The sequence below is a fragment of the Gallionella capsiferriformans ES-2 genome (genome assembly GCF_000145255.1).
GTDB lineage: Bacteria > Pseudomonadota > Gammaproteobacteria > Burkholderiales > Gallionellaceae > Gallionella > Gallionella capsiferriformans.
The window spans coordinates 3044873-3060747 of the sequence record NC_014394.1 but is presented as its reverse complement, the minus strand read 5'-3'; the positions used below and the strand labels follow the sequence as shown (position 1 = coordinate 3060747).

Here is a 15875-nt window from a genome sequence, read left to right as displayed (position 1 = left end):
CATTGAAAGCCTCTGACGCCGTAGCAAAATTTCTGATCGCCCATCAGGTTCAAACTTGTTTTGAACTGGTGGGTGGCATGATCACGCACCTGTTGGACAGTTTCGCCGAATCCGGGCAATTCAACATCGTCTCGATGCACCACGAGCAATCGGCGGCTTTTGCGGCGGAAGGCGTAGCGAGACATACCCGGGGTAAAACCATTGCAGTTGCCATGGGAACCAGTGGGCCGGGGGCGACTAATTTGCTGACGGGTATCGGCAGCTGTTGGTTCGATTCGGTCCCGTGCCTATTTATCACCGGGCAAGTCAATACGCGGGAGCTCAAGGGTGACCGGGCTATCCGGCAGCAAGGCTTTCAGGAACTCGATATTGTGGCTGTCGCTCAATCGCTGACAAAATATGCGCTGAGAGTTGATGAGGCAGGCGATTTGTTGCCGCAATTGCACAAGGCGCTCTCGCTGGCGTTGAGCGGAAGACAAGGCCCGGTGTTACTGGATATTCCCAACGATGTTCAGCGCGCTGAGATTCCTGATGAACTGGTTGAGCAGTGGTTGAGTACACCATTGGCAATCAGCGCGGGATCAGAAATTACCTCCGCCCAATTGCAACAATTGTCATCCTTATGCCAAGCTGCGCAGCGACCCTTGATCTGCGTCGGTGGCGGGGCACGCTGGGCAGATTCTATGGATGAGTGGCTGCTGGCGGCAAATGCGCTGGGCATCCCCTATGTGGCAACACTGATGGGGCATGAGCGGGTGGTCGCGCGTCAAAATTACTTCAACATGATCGGCAGCTACGGCAATCGCGAAGCCAATTGGGCGGTGCAGAACTGCGACCTGTTGATCGTCATCGGTGCGCGTCTTGATGTACGGCAAACCGGTTCCGATGTGGACGACTTCGCCCGGCAGGCCCGCGTGGTGCAGATCGACATTGACCCTGCTCAATTGGAAAACCGGGTTCAGGCTGATCTGAGTATCTGTGCAGCGGCAGAAAGTGTGTTTAAAGCTTTTTTGCTGCAGGCCGATACCTTTCAGAATTTGGACCAGAACTGGCTGCTCGATTTAACAGAACAACGTGAACGTGCTGAAACCAATGAGTATGCAGACTGGAAAATAAGTCCGAGTGAGCTGTTCAAAAAGCTAAATGTCAGCTTGGCAACCCAGCCTGTCGATTACGTCTGCGACGTGGGTAATCACCAGATGTGGGCGGCGCAAAGCCTGCGTCTAGCGCCGAGTCAGGCGGTTCATTACAGTGGCGGGATGGGTGCGATGGGCTTTGCCCTGCCCGCCGCGCTGGGTATTGCGGTTCAGTCGCGGAGCAAGGTTGTCGTGATTACTGGCGACGGCAGCATGCAAATCAACATTCAGGAACTGGATACCTTAAATCGCCTAGGGCTGGATCTGACCATTATCGTGATGAACAACTCGGTGCTGGGCATGGTCAAAAATTTCCAGGACATGTATTTTGACGGGCGCGACCAGTCGACTAAAAAGGGCTATAGCAGTCCTTCATTCACGGATATTGCTATCGCCTACGGTATTGAGGCGCATCGCGCCGAAACTGCGGATGACATGACTCGTGTTGTGGATATGATCGCTGACCATAAGGGCGCGCTGCTGATTGAACTGATGATGGAAGGTGCTACCGAGTGCCGTCCGCGTCTGGCCTTCGGCTCGAAGCTGGATGAGCAGTTTCCCAAACTGAATGACTAATTGAGCATCGATATGATGAAAATTGCCATCTTAGGAGCGACCAGCCAGATAGCTAGAGATTTGATTGTCTCGTTCTCAGCCGAGGCAGACAAAAAACTGCACCTATTTGCGCGCCGCCCGGATGAAGTGGCGAAATGGCTGGCATCCGCAGGGCTTTCAGGGTGTTATCCGGTAGATGATTTTGCGGAGTTTGTCGGACACGAGTTTGATGCCGTCATCAACTTCGTCGGGGTCGGTAATCCGGCACAGGCGCTAGCGATGGGAAGTTCCATTTTCGACATTACACTGCGTTTCGATGAAATGGTGCTGGATTACCTGAAGACGCATCCGGCTTGTCGCTATTTGTTTTTGAGCAGCGGCGCTGCCTACGGATCAAGTTTTAACGAGCCTGCCACGCGCGATACAGCAGCCACAGTGGCGATCAATAATTTGGCGCCGCACGAATGGTATGGCGTGGCGAAGTTGCATGCCGAATGCAGGCATCGTGCGCATCCTGAATTAAATATTATCGATATCCGTGTATTCAACTATTTCAGTCGTACGCAGGATATTGATGCAAGATTTCTGATCACCGATATACTGCGCGCCATACGTGACAAAACGGTGCTGAAGACCTCATCCGACTATATCGTGCGAGATTTTTTGCATCCGTCCGATTTCTACAGCCTGGTCTGTGTGTTGCTTGCAGCCCCACCTGCCAATGCGGCAGTCGATTGTTACAGCCGTGCGCCGATCGATAAACCGGCGCTGTTGGCAGCCATGCAAAAGGAATTCGTATTGCAGTATGAAATAACCGGGAATGACGCCGGCGTCAATGCAACGGGTGGCAAGTCGCATTACTACTCGCTGAATACTCGTGCTGCCGACTTCGGATATCAGCCTAGTTTGACATCATTGGAATGTATACTGATTGAGGCTAAGAAAATTATAACTCCGTTGGTTGTAGGCTAAATTGATGAATCGAAAATGCATGAAAAAAAGAATATTGCTTACAGGAGTGACTGGATTTTTAGGGAGTCACTTGGCCAAAGAATTATTGGCTGCGGGTAATGAGGTAGTAGCATTAAAAAGAAAATCTTCTTCTTTGCACAGGGTTGAGTCCATCATTTCCGAAATTGATTTTTTTGATATTGAGGGGCTCGATTTTGATCAGTTTTTTCGTGATTGTGGAAAGATAGACACGATCATTCATACGGCTACCTGTTATGGGCGGAATAACGAATCTGTAACTGAAATATTTGCGGCCAACACCGAATTCCCATTGCGATTATTGGATGCGGGGAGTCGTGCGGGAGTTGAAGCATTTCTTAATACCGATACGATTCTGGATAAATATCTGAACCTATATGCCCTTTCAAAGAATCAGCTTCTGCAGTGGGGGAAATTCTTTTCGATACATGAAAAGATGCGATTTGCGAATATCAGGCTTGAGCATTTTTATGGGCCAGACGACGACCCAACAAAATTTTCGGCCTACGTAATCAATAGCTGTCTTGGCAATGTCCCAGAATTGAGGCTAACCAAAGGCGAGCAAAGAAGAGATTTTATTTATATCGATGATGTCGTATCTGCATACATGGTATTGCTGGAGAAAATGGACAGCTTCAACAGCGTATTTGTGGAGTTCGATGTGGGGAGCGGGCGCTCAGTTTCGATCAGAGAATTTGTCGAAACTGTACATCGTATTACTGCCTCCAAAACTTACTTGGATTTTGGTGCGTTGCCCTATCGCGAAGGAGAGGTGATGCATTCTGAAGCGGACATAACGAAATTGGCCGCATTGGGGTGGCGATGCCAGTACGATCTTGAAACTGGGCTGAAAAAAGTGATTGAACAAGAAAGAACAAAATTATGAAATTATTGATTACGGGTGGATGTGGGTTTCTGGGGAGTAACTTGGCATCCGACGCATTATTGCGTGGTGATGAGATCGTTGTATTCGACAATCTTTATCGAAACGGCTCACGTGAGAATTTGCCTTGGCTGCAAGCGCAAGGGAAATTTACCTTTGAGCATGGAGATATACGCAACCATAACGACATTGCCCGGATTGTTCAATCATTCAAGCCCGACGCAATATTTCACTTGGCCGGTCAGGTGGCGATGACTACCTCGATTGCCAATCCGCGTATGGACTTTGAAGTCAATGTGATGGGGACGCATAACCTGCTGGAAGCGGTGCGGCAACACGCACCGGAAGCTACAGTCGTGTATTCCTCTACCAACAAGGTGTATGGTGACTTGGAGCAATACACTTATAGCGAAAATGAGACCCGCTATCTGTGCAAGGAACAACCCAACGGTTTCAATGAACAAACTCAGCTCGACTTTCATTCTCCTTATGGATGTTCCAAAGGGGCTGCGGATCAGTACATGTTGGATTACGCCAGAATCTTCGGTCTAAAGACAGTGGTATTCCGTCATTCCTCGATGTACGGCGGTCGACAATTCGCCAGCTATGATCAAGGCTGGATCGGTTGGTTCTGTCAGAAAGCGGTAGAATCCAGCAAAGGCTTGCTCAAGGAGCCCTTCACGATCTCCGGCACAGGCAAACAAGTGCGAGATGTACTCCATGCGGATGACATGAAGCGACTGTATATGGCTGCAGTTAGCAATATTGATAAAGCCAAAGGGCAAGCATTTAACATCGGTGGAGGCATTGAAAACAGTTTGTCTTTGCTGGAGCTCTTTACTCTGTTGGAAAAAATATCGAATACAAAATTGAATTACACCCGATTGCCTGTACGAGAAAGCGATCAGCGCGTATTCGTGGCTGACCTTGCCAAAGCCAGACAATTGCTAAATTGGCAACCGATGGTTTCCGCACAGGATGGTGTGGCGCGTATGGTTGAATGGGTAAGCCAACAGCAATGAGTGCGGCCAACTAAAAATAATTAAATCATACAAACCTTGAGTGTTCTCATGAACCTGACGCAGCCAATCACCCAACTCATTAGCCGATTATGGCATCACATCGGCTCGCGCCGGCGCGGGCAGTTCTGGATTTTGCTGGTTTTGATGACGCTCTCCTCGTTTGCTGAAATTCTCAGCATCGGGGCGGTGCTGCCTTTCCTCGGTGCGTTGACTGCACCGAGTCGCATTTTTCAACACCCTGCCGCGCAGCCTTTTATTCAAGCGCTGGGGCTGACCTCGGTCGAGCAGTTACTGCTCCCGTTAACCATAACCTTTGGATTGGCCGCACTCGTGGCTAGTGAGCTGCGCGTGTTTCTGCTATGGGCCTCTATACGACTATCCTTTGCAGTCGGTGCCGATCTTAGCAACGGCATATACCGCCGCACACTGTATCAACCTTATGCAGTCCACATTGCTCGCAACAGTAGCGAAGTGATCAACGGGATCTCGACAAAAGTCGGCGAAGTCATCTTTTATATTCTGATGCCCACCTTGAATCTCATCAGTGCGAGTGTCATGTTGGTTGCGATACTTTTAGCACTGCTGTCGATTATTCCTGGTATCGCGTTAGCAGCATTTGCCGGATTTGGCCTTATTTATGCCTTCATAATCAGATTAGCCCGTAACAGACTTAAGATCGATAGTCAGCACATTGCACGTGAATCCACTAATGTCATCAAATCACTTCAAGAGGGGTTGGGTGGTATACGAGATGTTCTGATCGATGGTTCTCAGGAGATTTTTTGTACTAACTACCGCAATGCCGATCAGACCTTGCGCCGCGCTCAAGGGAGCAACCAATTTATCAGCAATAGCCCTCGTTACGGTATGGAAGCATTGGCTATGCTGCTTATCGCCACGTTGGCTTATCTGCTTGCCAAGCAGCCTGATGGTCTTGCTATGGCCATCCCAATGCTGGCTGCAATGGCGCTAGGCTTGCAGCGCTTGTTACCGGCTTTGCAGCAAGCATATGGGGCGTGGTCTACCATTCATGGCGCCCAGGCGTCATTGCAAGATGCGCTGGAATTACTTGACCAGCCATTGCCTGATCATGCCGAAAAGTCCTCCGCCTCACCGCTGCCATTCCAGCAACAGATCAGATTGCATCAGATCTCGTTTCGTTATGGTCCGCAAACGCCGTGGGTCCTTAAGGACATCGATCTCAGCCTTGTCAAAGGCAGCCGAGTTGGCTTCATCGGAACAACTGGAAGCGGCAAGAGCACACTTCTCGATATTATCATGGGGCTGCTTCAGCCAACCGAGGGGACCATCGAGATCGATGGAGCGGTGATTACTGTTGAAAACCATCGTTCCTGGCAAGCCCATATCGCGCATGTTCCTCAAGCCATTTTTCTTGCCGACAGCAATATAGAAGAAAATATCGCCTTCGGCGTACCTAGAGATCAGATAGATCACGAGCGTGTCAGGCAGGCTGCACGACAAGCGCAAATTGCTGACATCATCGAGACTTGGCCTAGCCAATATCAGACCAATGTTGGAGAACGTGGAGTTCAACTCTCAGGTGGTCAACGCCAGCGCATCGGCATTGCTCGCGCCTTATATAAACGTGCCGATGTGATCATCTTCGACGAATCGACGAGTGCCTTGGATAATGAAACAGAGTTGGCTGTAATGCAGGCGATTGAGGCTCTCAGTGACGACCTCACCGTTCTGATAATAGCCCACCGCCTCTCTACCTTAAAAAACTGTACGCAGATCATCGAGATTGCCAACGGTAGCATTCAAAAAAGAAAAAATCTGACCGATGAATAATATTGAATTGAGTTTTTGCATACCTACTTACAATCGCGCCGAGATTGTAAGTAGGCTGGTTACGAATATTTTATCGTGTACCGATCCGACCATAGAAGTTGTTGTCTTGGACAATGGATCAACTGATGGCACTCTCGATATTTTACGAACTGTTAAAGACGAAAGGCTGTGTGTCTACAGCAATGGAGAGAACAAAGGTGCTTTGTTCAATATGGTTAATGTATTGAACAAAGGCAGAGGAAAATTCCTTGTGTATTCCACTGACCAAGATCATGTCGATAGTGCAAAGATAAGCGATTTAAAATCGTTTTTAGCGCAGCATCCTAGTTTGGCTGGTGGGTATTGTGCGTTTGATTCGATATCTGAAGCAGAGTGTGAGATTTTCCCAAGGGGTTATCTGGCGATAAGAAATATCGCCTATCAAGGACGGCATCCTACTGGGTATGTTTTTAATAATGAGATGTTGAAATCGATCAAGCTTGTCGAGAGATTTTCTGATTACGCTTTCGTCGACTTGTTCCCCCTTGAATTTGCTTTTGCAGAATTATGTTTGTTGGGGGATGGTGCGATTTACCACAGACCAACATTTACGCCAGAAACAGGGACGATGGTAGTAAAACATAAGTCATCAACTACTAATGGTAAATTAAAGAACGCGTTTTTTTCACCTGAAACCAGATTGAAACTGGCAGTCAACTACTCGAAGCATATAAACACCTTGCAGCTTACACCGCAAGATAAACACAAATTAATTATTGATACTTTTATTCATGAGTTAGCCGCTGCCACCAAGGGGTATCAGTCGATACTGAGAAATGAGAATTTATGCACTCATTACTACATGGAGTGTAAAGAAATAAAAAATAAAGAACTGCTCAGTATTGGACTGAATTTTTATCGGCGCTATAAAAGTGAAACCATGGCCCTATGGGGGGGTGGTTTCATAACACATTTGGATTTTGAACGGCACGTTGTTATGAGACTTTTTTCGAGAGTGGTGCGACGTTCAATTAAGAACCGGTGAGTGGCAGGCTCACTCGTTTGAAAGGTATTACATAGATGCAAACCGCAGGTGAACTCAGTGTAAACAGTCAGCCATTGCTGACAATAGCAATTCCTACCTATAACAGAGCAACGTATCTTGATCTCTGTTTAAAAAGAATTGTTGAGGAGATCGCTGGCTTAAGCGAAGACCAGCGTTGCCTAGTCAAAATTTATGTATCGGATAACGCTTCGTCAGATGGTATTACACCAAAAGTCATTGCCCAATATCAAGGGATGCAAGCGGGTGTATTTGAGGCAGTGCGCAACCCTGTGAATGTTGGTCCTGATAAGAATATTGCGCAATGCTATGACTCGGCCATCACGCCTTACGTGTGGATTATCGGGGATGATGACGTACTACTTCCCGGTAATCTGGGCATTGTGTTGAGTCAACTCCTCAAGGGGAAGATCGATATTCTGTATGTCAATAACTACTGGTTTAAAGATAGCTATCAGGAAAAACCAAGGTGCCAAGAAAGTCACGGTGCTTTAAGCTTCAGAAGTGCTGCAGAATTCACCCGTCGCACGAATGTAATGCTGACGTTTATTTCAGGGCTCGTAGTACGCAGTGGTATCGGCATGAATTACCGAACTGAATTGACTGCTAGTAATCTTGTTCAATTAAGTTGGGTGTTACCCTTGTTGCGTGAAGGCAAGAATTTCATGACTATTGAAGACTGGGTGGTTGCAGCGCAAGGTTCGAACTCAGGTGGCTATGGGCTCGTTAAAGTATTTGGATGTAATCTGGTTAAGATTACAAATGAGATCCTGAAAGATATGCCGGCAGTAGCTAGAACCATTCAAAATGGCACCATCGTTAATTTTTTTCCGGGCTTCATTTTCGAATTTCGCAAAGGGTCGAGCAAGTTCTCGGATATGGATATGGCAGCAGGTTTGAAAGAGGCGTTCGGCGATAACTGGAGGTACCATATTTTTCTTGCGCCATTAATACGATTTCCGTTACCTATTGCAGGTTGTTACAACGTATTTCTCAAAGTGTTTCGTCGTCTTTTTGGTTGGGCCTTAGTGTGAGCAATTGATGACGAAATCATTTATGCAGCGAATTCCTTTCATGACGGGACTTTTAAAGCGTCTATTGCAAATATCAAAAGTGGTCGCACAAGAACGGCCTCTTGTTGCTCTTTTTCGTCTTGTTGGCTGGTTGACTTACATACTTGAAGGAAAATTTTCTGCCTATTTCCTTGGGTGGAACAAAGCATATCTTGGGCGAGGTTCAAGAGTAATTGGTACCCGGTTAATTGAGGTTGGCGAAAGGTTATCAATAGGCCGGTATGCGTGGATTGAGGTTGTAGATCTATACTCCGGGATGTCAGACACTCCAGTGCTTCGGCTGGGTAAAGGATTTCATGCTTCAGAACGATTGCACATTTCTGCCGTAAACAGGGTTGAGATTGGTGATGATTGTTTGTTCGGAAGTGGCGTATATATTAGTGATCATAATCATGGATCGTATAGAGGCGAAGAGCAAAGTCATCCTAGTGAGCCACCTGTCGCGCGAAAATTGGTTTCACACGGACCTGTGGTCATAGGTTCCAAAGTCTGGATCGGAGATAACGTTACAATTGTGGGTTCGATTCGAATCGGTGATGGGGTTGTGGTGGGAGCAAACTCTATAGTTACTCGTGATGTGCCTGACAATGTAATTGTTGGCGGAATTCCTGCAAAAATTTTAAAGAAGTTCAATTTTAGTAGCGAAAAATGGGAAGTTTCGGAAGAATAGAAAGAACAATGAGATATAGTTTAAATTTTGCTGGATAGTATGAGTTGAAGATAAAATATGACTGAAAAAATAAGCAAGAAGAAATTGGCCCGTGTAATTGCCTTTTATCTACCACAATTTCACCCGACACCAGAAAATGATGAGTGGTGGGGTAGTGGCTTTTCTGAATGGACAAATGTCGCTAGTGCGAAGTCTTTGTTTAAAGGGCATGAACAACCTGTAATTCCGGCAGACTTGGGGTTTTATGACCTTAGATTGCCTGAGACCAGAGTAGCGCAGGCGGAAATGGCCGCTGCCTATGGTGTAGAGGGATTTTGCTATTGGCATTACTGGTTTGGTGGGCGGCGTATGTTGGAGCGACCATTTAATGAGGTCCTTTCATCTGGCTCACCTGATTTTCCATTTTGTTTGGGCTGGGCAAATCATTCCTGGAGCGGGATATGGAAGGACGAGCCGCACCGAATGTTGATTGATCAGACCTACCCCGGTGAAGCTGACGACAGAGCGCATTTTGATTATTTGTTAACAGCTTTCCGGGATAAGCGCTATATAACGGTGGACGGGAAGCCACTCTTTGTCATATTTAAGCCAACAGATATTCCTGATGCAAAAAAACGATTTGATCTTTGGCGTGAATTAGCGCTGCAGGCAGGACTTAAAGGCCTGCACATAGTGGGGATCCATATGCTCGACTTTGCCGATCCCGGAGAGCTTGGATTGGATGCCGTCACATTATCTAGACTTGCAGTTACCAACACGGCAAATTCGGTAGTTAACGAAGTGACAAAAAATATTTGGAGAATACGGCGAAAATTGTCATTGGGCGGGCCGCGTGTTGTGGAGTATAGCGAAGCGATCAAACACCTTGTTCCGGATCTTAACCAGTTTGCTTGTGAGGCTTATCCTTGCATTTATCCCAATTGGGACAACACGCCTCGCAAAGGCCGCAAAGGATTAGTGCTTGCAAATTCTACCCCTGCACTTTTTGAGGCTCACTTAAATGATGCGGTAGGTGCGCTTGGTGAGCGTGACGATGAACACAAGCTCGTTTTTGTGAAATCCTGGAACGAGTGGGCTGAAGGTAATCATCTGGAGCCAGACACGAAGTGGGGCTTGCAATATTTGCAGGCACTGAAAAGAGTGATTGAATGAGTGACGGTCGATCTACACACGATTTAAAAACTGTAGTCGTGATCGGCGCCTCGGGTTTCATCGGCGAACATCTCTTAAAGTCTCTTGCGCAAAGAAAGGACATTGAAGTTCGTGTTTTGGTACATCGCAGTAGAATAAAAAGTGATGACAACATTAACTTTATTGAAGGTGATCTGCTTAAGCCGGATTCATTGGATGTGTTGCTAAGAAAAAACTGCACCGTTATCAATCTTGCTTATCTGGCTCAAAGCAATCTTGAAGCAATGGCTAATCTTGCTATGGCGTGTGCCAAAAATCAGATCAAGCGTCTGATTCATTGTAGTACGGCGGTTGTAGTTGGAAGAACAGGCAGTAATTTGGTTACTGAAAGCACTGTGTGTGCTCCTGCTTCAGAGTACGAACGTACCAAGTTGAGTATGGAAAATATAGTGCTTGATGCGGCTATTGGAAAATATGAGGTTACGATCCTTCGTCCTACAGCGGTGTTTGGTCCGGGGGGTAAAAATTTACTTAAACTGGCGAACGAATTATTGACCCAGATTCCATGGATTAATTACATTAGATCATGTGTGTTTAACCGCAGAAGCATGAATCTCGTTTGTGTTGAAAACGTAGTTGCAGCACTTGTATTTCTACTAGATGCTGAGAAAGTTGATCGTGAAGTTTTCATTATTTCTGATGATGATTCAGAGGCGAATAATTATCGCGACGTTGAAAACCGATTGTTAACTATTTTCGGTATATGCTATCCCATTTCAAGGCTGTCTGTGCCAGCATTTATTCTTAGGGAATTCCTCCGCCTGGCAGGAAGATCGAATACGAATCCATCGATAAAATACTGTGACAAAAAACTTGCCGATTTGGGTTTCGATAAACCACAAAAAATTGAAGTTGCCATAGATAGATTCGCGACATGGTACAAAAAATCTTGTGATAATAAAAATGAATGATATCTTTGATGAAGATTTTAAACGTAAGCAACACGATTGATCCTGTAACAGGAGGGGGAGAAGCCGAAAGATCTTATCAGATGAGCAAGTTTCTTGCTCTGTCTGGAGCTGACTGTCGCGTATTGACCATAGACACAGGGTTAAGCGAAGAGCGCAAAAATTTTCTTGGGACAGGTCGTGTTATTGCGCTTCCTTGCCTTTTTAGGCGGTTCTATGTGCCGAAAATTAACTTCAGTGCAATTAATGTAATTGTGAATGAAGCAGACATCATTCATTTAATGGGGCACTGGACTATTTTGAATGCTTTAGTCTATTTCGCTATACGCAAACAAAACAAACCTTATGTGGTTTGTCCCGCTGGTTCGTTGCCTATCTTCGGAAGATCGAAGCTTTTTAAGAGAATATATAATTTTGTTGTCGGAAAAAAGATAGTCCGCAATGCATCTATGTGTATTGCAGTGACACCCGATGAGATAAAGTCATTTGCTGAATATGGTGTGCCTCAAGATAAAATTCGTGTAATTCCTAACGGCATTGCGCAGACTGATTTTCTGGCTAAAGATAATGATCTTTTCAGGAAGAAGTATGGTTTGGGCACACAACCATTTATTCTTTTTGTCGGAAGGTTGAATTTAATCAAGGGACCGGACTTGCTGTTAAAAGCTTTTTGTAAGGTTAGCAGTAAATTCCCGGGAGTTAATTTGGTATTCGCAGGCCCAGACGGTGGGATGCTCGCAGAATTAAAACGCCTTGTAAAACATGAGGATGTGGACGGGAGAGTGTATTTTCTCGGTTATCTGGGCGGTGCTGATAAGTCACAGGCCTATCACGCGGCTCAGTTTCTTGCTATTCCATCCCGGCAAGAGGCAATGTCAATTGTCGTGCTTGAAGCGGGTGTCAGTGGAATACCTGTACTGTTGACCGATCAGTGCGGGTTTAATCAAGTGGCCGATGTAGGTGCCGGTTGGGTTGTTCCGGCTACGATTGAAGGATTAGTTCAAGGATTGGAAGTTGTGTTGTCCAATATAGGCGCTATTGAGCATGCGGCAGAAAGAATCAAAGAATATGTTTTAACGAAATTTTCATGGAATGTAATTGTTCAACAATACTGGGCGCTTTACACGGAAATTATAATGAGTAGACAATGAAAATTGATGTATTTGAAATAATAAATGTAGTAACAGTGTTTGGTTTTTTGGTGCTTATGAAGCAACGAAGGGATGTCGCAACGTTGCTGATAATTTTGTTCTTCTACGGGATGCTGCATTTCGCTTTTGCGGCACTTGCACTGACTTCAAGCGAATCTGCAAATTTGCTAGTTGTAATGCACCAAGAAGGGGGCGGGGCACTGGCAAAGATGTCTACGTTGGTGCTATTAGGGAGTGTTTTTTTTGTGTTGTTTGGACACGCACATAATGGATATTTAACAATCAAGAGAAACGAGATAAAAATAATTATTAGTACTCTTTTTGGAATGGCAGCTTTGCTTTGTGGATACTTTTTTAACATCAGGCAGGGTGACGGATTGCAACTTAAAAATGTCGCCTCTATTGAGGCCATGCTCGCCTTCTTATTGGTCGGATTTGTTGGCTTTCTCGGTAATAATACATTAAAGACTGAAAGTATTTCCAAATGGTTTTTGGGTGGATTATTTATATTATTTTTTGCAGATGGCATAGCGTTTTATGAAATTTTTTGGCATCACTCATGGGCAGGGACCCTTGAAAGTTCAGGTGCGATGGTTTATCGAGCGAGTTCCATCTTATTTAATCCAAACTTGTTAGCTTTTTGGGCTTCTTTTGTTTATCTTGGTTGCGCCTACGGTATGCATGCATATAATGGGCATCAAAAAATTATGTTAATGGGAATGATTTTGGCTTCGATTGCTATTTATTTATCGGGGGCTCGAAGTGCAGGCTACTTATTGTTAGGGGTGTTATTTATTTCTGTTTTATTATTGCAAAAACGTGTTAACTGGTGGTCTTTGATTATTTTACCGCTTACTTTTTTTACGATGTACTTCGGGATTAGGTGGTTTGTGATACCAATCTTTAACAGCGATAAAGGGTGGCACGAAATTGTTTTACTTGGCGATAGGTTTGCCGCATCACCACTGTATTTGATAAATTATGCTTTGTTTAAATTTGGCTATTTAGCCAATGTTCCAGCTGAAATATCGCTGTCGATCGAGGGGCGCTTTGTAGGGGAGGGTCGAGATTCAGGTTGGCTTGTTTTGTATCAAGATGTGGGCTTAGTAGGCACGATCGCTATGTTGTGGATATGCACGATGTCATTCTGGTGGGCTGTACGTAGTTATATAGCAACGCATAGCGTGTCTAGTGTTTATGCATTAATGATTTTATGTTATTGCGTGATGACTGGGCTTGTAATGAGGATGCAGATATTTCCTGTATGGCTTTTTATATCTGTTTTCCTTGCACCATGTTTAGTGCTCTGGTCTAGAGATTTAGACTCAAAGCTAATTCCGTCAGGCATTAAATGCACATATTAATTGTTAGCCAGTATTATTGGCCGGAAAGTTTTCGTATCAATGATGTTGCTACGTCACTGCAGGAAAATGGAGTCGAAGTTGACGTTCTGACAGGCAAGCCAAACTATCCCAGTGGACATATTTTTCCGGGATATAGGGCTGGTGGATACCAGAAGGAATTGCATCAAGGCGTCAACATCAATCGGATTCCATTTTTGGCAAGGGGAAGTGGTGGTTTGCGACTGGCGCTGAATTATTTGTCTTTTGTGATATCCGGATTGTTGTTCGCGCCCTGGATGTTGCGCAAAAAAGAATTTGATGTAATTTTTATTTATGCTCCGTCCCCCATACTTCAGGCGATTCCGGCGATTTTCCTTGGCTGGTTGAAGGGATGTCCCGTAGTGTTGTGGGTGCAGGATTTGTGGCCGGAAAGCCTTTCGGCCACTGGGCATGTGAAAAATCGCATGGCGCTTAAGTTGGTTGAACTGGTCGTGCGATTTATTTATCGACATTGCGATTTGCTTCTGGTTCAGTCTCGGGCGTTCGTTGCCCCCGTTCGATTGCTGGCATCGAATACGCCGATAGTGTACTACCCTAATTCAGTGGATGATACTTTTGCGATGCCAGCAACGAAAATTACACCTGTTGTCGATGGTTTGGGTATGGGTTTTTCGGTTATGTTTGCTGGCAACATTGGTGTGGCACAAGCTGTTGGCGTAATTGTTGAGTCCGCAACTTTGCTGCGTGAATATGCCGACATTCATTTTGTTGTCCTGGGTGATGGTAATTCTCGCGAATGGATGTTGAATGAAGTGAAGTTGCGTGGTCTGACTAATCTTCACTTGCCGGGAAGGTTCCCGGTGGAGACGATGCCCGGTTTTATGCAGCAGGCATCTGCGTTGTTGGTAACTTTGGCGGATCAGCCGATTTTTGCGGCGACAGTACCCAATAAGGTGCAGGCTTATTTAGCTGCAGGTAGGCCCATTATTGCTTGCCTGAATGGCGAAGGAGCGCGCTTGGTGGTTGAGGCGGGAGCCGGGTTAGCAACGCCGGCAGAGGATGCGAGGGCATTGGCAGACACCATATTGAATTTGTACCAATCACCGCCAGAACTTCTTGAGCAAATGGGGCGAAGTGGGCGTAACTATTATCAGCAGTATTTTAATCATGATCGTTTAGTTGATCAGCTAATCGGTCATTTACAGGCTGTATCGCAAAGCGGGAAGGAGTACAAATGAAAATATTGGTTGTGGGTTCGAGCGGAATGATAGGTAGCACTGTGCTGCGTGTTTTAAGTGAAAACAATGATAGCGATGTTTTTGGCAGTATTCGAGATGAGAACTGTAAGCGATTTTTTTCTGAATCGATAGCTGCGCGTCTGGTAGCGGGCGTTGATGTAGAGCAGACGGATCATCTGGTAAAATTGCTGGATCAAATAAGGCCGGATGTGGTTGTAAATTGTGCAGGGCTGACCAAACATAAGCCGGAGGCTGATGATCCGTTGGTTTCAATTCCGATCAACACGCTGATGCCGCACCGCTTGGCTGGTTTGTGTAAACTTGTCGGCGCCCGCTTGATACATGTCAGTACGGACTGTGTGTTTTCCGGTGCTAAAGGCCGCTATGTCGAAGATGACTTCGCTGACGCGCGTGATGTGTATGGAAAATCCAAGGCATTAGGGGAACTGCATTACCCTCATACGGTTACATTGCGTACCTCAACTATAGGTCATGAACTTCAAAGTCAATATGGCTTGTTGGATTGGTTTCTGGCGCAGGAAGGTCGTTGTAAAGGATATTCTCGGGCCATTTTTTCAGGGCTGCCGACGGTTGTTTTTGCGCAAATCATTCGAGATTTTGTCATCCCGAACTTAGCTTTATCGGGCCTGTATCACATTGCGGCGAAGCCAATCAATAAGCTCGATTTACTGGGGTTGATCGCCGATGTGTATGCTAAACAGATCGATATCATACCGGATGACAAGTTGATTCTTGATCGATCGTTAGATGCGCAGCGCTTTCAGTTGGCGACAGGTTATATCGCTCCAGAGTGGCCAGAGTTGATTAACACAATGCACGCATATAAATAAAACTGGATAC

The 15875-nt window shown here is 45.8% G+C and carries 14 protein-coding genes; all 14 read left to right on the top strand.

Annotated elements, in window-relative coordinates:
- The first annotated feature begins 2 nt into the window (after positions 1-2).
- From GALF_RS14200 to GALF_RS14135, 14 genes are read left to right on the top strand one after another with little or no spacing between them, the layout of a single operon-like run.
- Positions 3-1712, top strand: coding sequence for a thiamine pyrophosphate-binding protein (locus GALF_RS14200; RefSeq protein ID WP_013294741.1), 1710 nt, complete (start codon positions 3-5; stop codon positions 1710-1712).
- A gap of 12 nt (positions 1713-1724) precedes the next feature.
- The gene (locus GALF_RS14195; RefSeq protein WP_013294740.1) at positions 1725-2663 is read left to right on the top strand and encodes an NAD-dependent epimerase/dehydratase family protein; all 939 of its coding nucleotides are present in this window, start codon (positions 1725-1727) and stop codon (positions 2661-2663) included.
- 19 nt (positions 2664-2682) lie between these two features.
- On the top strand, positions 2683-3567 hold the full coding sequence (locus GALF_RS14190) for an NAD-dependent epimerase/dehydratase family protein (RefSeq protein WP_150102627.1): 885 nt from the start codon (positions 2683-2685) through the stop codon (positions 3565-3567).
- Complete coding sequence (locus tag GALF_RS14185) at positions 3564-4586, top strand: GDP-mannose 4,6-dehydratase (protein ID WP_013294738.1); 1023 nt, start codon at positions 3564-3566, stop codon at positions 4584-4586. The genes GALF_RS14190 and GALF_RS14185 overlap by 4 nt, the downstream gene beginning before the upstream one ends.
- 48 nt (positions 4587-4634) lie before the next feature.
- Positions 4635-6398, top strand: coding sequence for an ABC transporter ATP-binding protein (locus GALF_RS14180; protein ID WP_013294737.1), 1764 nt, complete (start codon positions 4635-4637; stop codon positions 6396-6398).
- Positions 6391-7422, top strand: coding sequence for a glycosyltransferase family 2 protein (locus GALF_RS14175; RefSeq protein WP_013294736.1), 1032 nt, complete (start codon positions 6391-6393; stop codon positions 7420-7422). Before GALF_RS14180 ends, GALF_RS14175 begins: the two co-directional genes overlap by 8 nt.
- A gap of 35 nt (positions 7423-7457) precedes the next feature.
- Positions 7458-8474 carry a glycosyltransferase family 2 protein gene (locus GALF_RS14170; protein ID WP_013294735.1) on the top strand — a complete coding sequence of 339 codons (1017 nt, stop codon included), beginning with the start codon at positions 7458-7460 and terminating at the stop codon, positions 8472-8474.
- A gap of 7 nt (positions 8475-8481) precedes the next feature.
- A complete protein-coding gene (locus GALF_RS14165; protein WP_013294734.1) occupies positions 8482-9183 on the top strand; it encodes an acyltransferase in 702 nt (233 codons plus the stop codon).
- 57 nt (positions 9184-9240) lie between these two features.
- Positions 9241-10335, top strand: a complete 1095-nt coding sequence (locus GALF_RS14160; protein WP_013294733.1) for a glycosyltransferase WbsX family protein — start codon at positions 9241-9243, stop codon at positions 10333-10335.
- Positions 10332-11285, top strand: coding sequence for an NAD-dependent epimerase/dehydratase family protein (locus GALF_RS14155; protein ID WP_013294732.1), 954 nt, complete (start codon positions 10332-10334; stop codon positions 11283-11285). The genes GALF_RS14160 and GALF_RS14155 overlap by 4 nt, the downstream gene beginning before the upstream one ends.
- Positions 11286-11293: 8 nt before the next feature.
- Positions 11294-12433, top strand: coding sequence for a glycosyltransferase (locus tag GALF_RS14150; RefSeq protein ID WP_041938573.1), 1140 nt, complete (start codon positions 11294-11296; stop codon positions 12431-12433).
- Positions 12430-13797, top strand: a complete 1368-nt coding sequence (locus GALF_RS14145; RefSeq protein ID WP_013294730.1) for a hypothetical protein — start codon at positions 12430-12432, stop codon at positions 13795-13797. Before GALF_RS14150 ends, GALF_RS14145 begins: the two co-directional genes overlap by 4 nt.
- Positions 13785-15014 (top strand): glycosyltransferase family 4 protein, encoded by a 1230-nt coding sequence (locus GALF_RS14140; protein WP_013294729.1) that lies wholly within the window; start codon positions 13785-13787, stop codon positions 15012-15014. The genes GALF_RS14145 and GALF_RS14140 overlap by 13 nt, the downstream gene beginning before the upstream one ends.
- The gene (locus GALF_RS14135; RefSeq protein WP_013294728.1) at positions 15011-15865 is read left to right on the top strand and encodes a dTDP-4-dehydrorhamnose reductase family protein; all 855 of its coding nucleotides are present in this window, start codon (positions 15011-15013) and stop codon (positions 15863-15865) included. Before GALF_RS14140 ends, GALF_RS14135 begins: the two co-directional genes overlap by 4 nt.
- Positions 15866-15875: the final 10 nt, after the last annotated feature.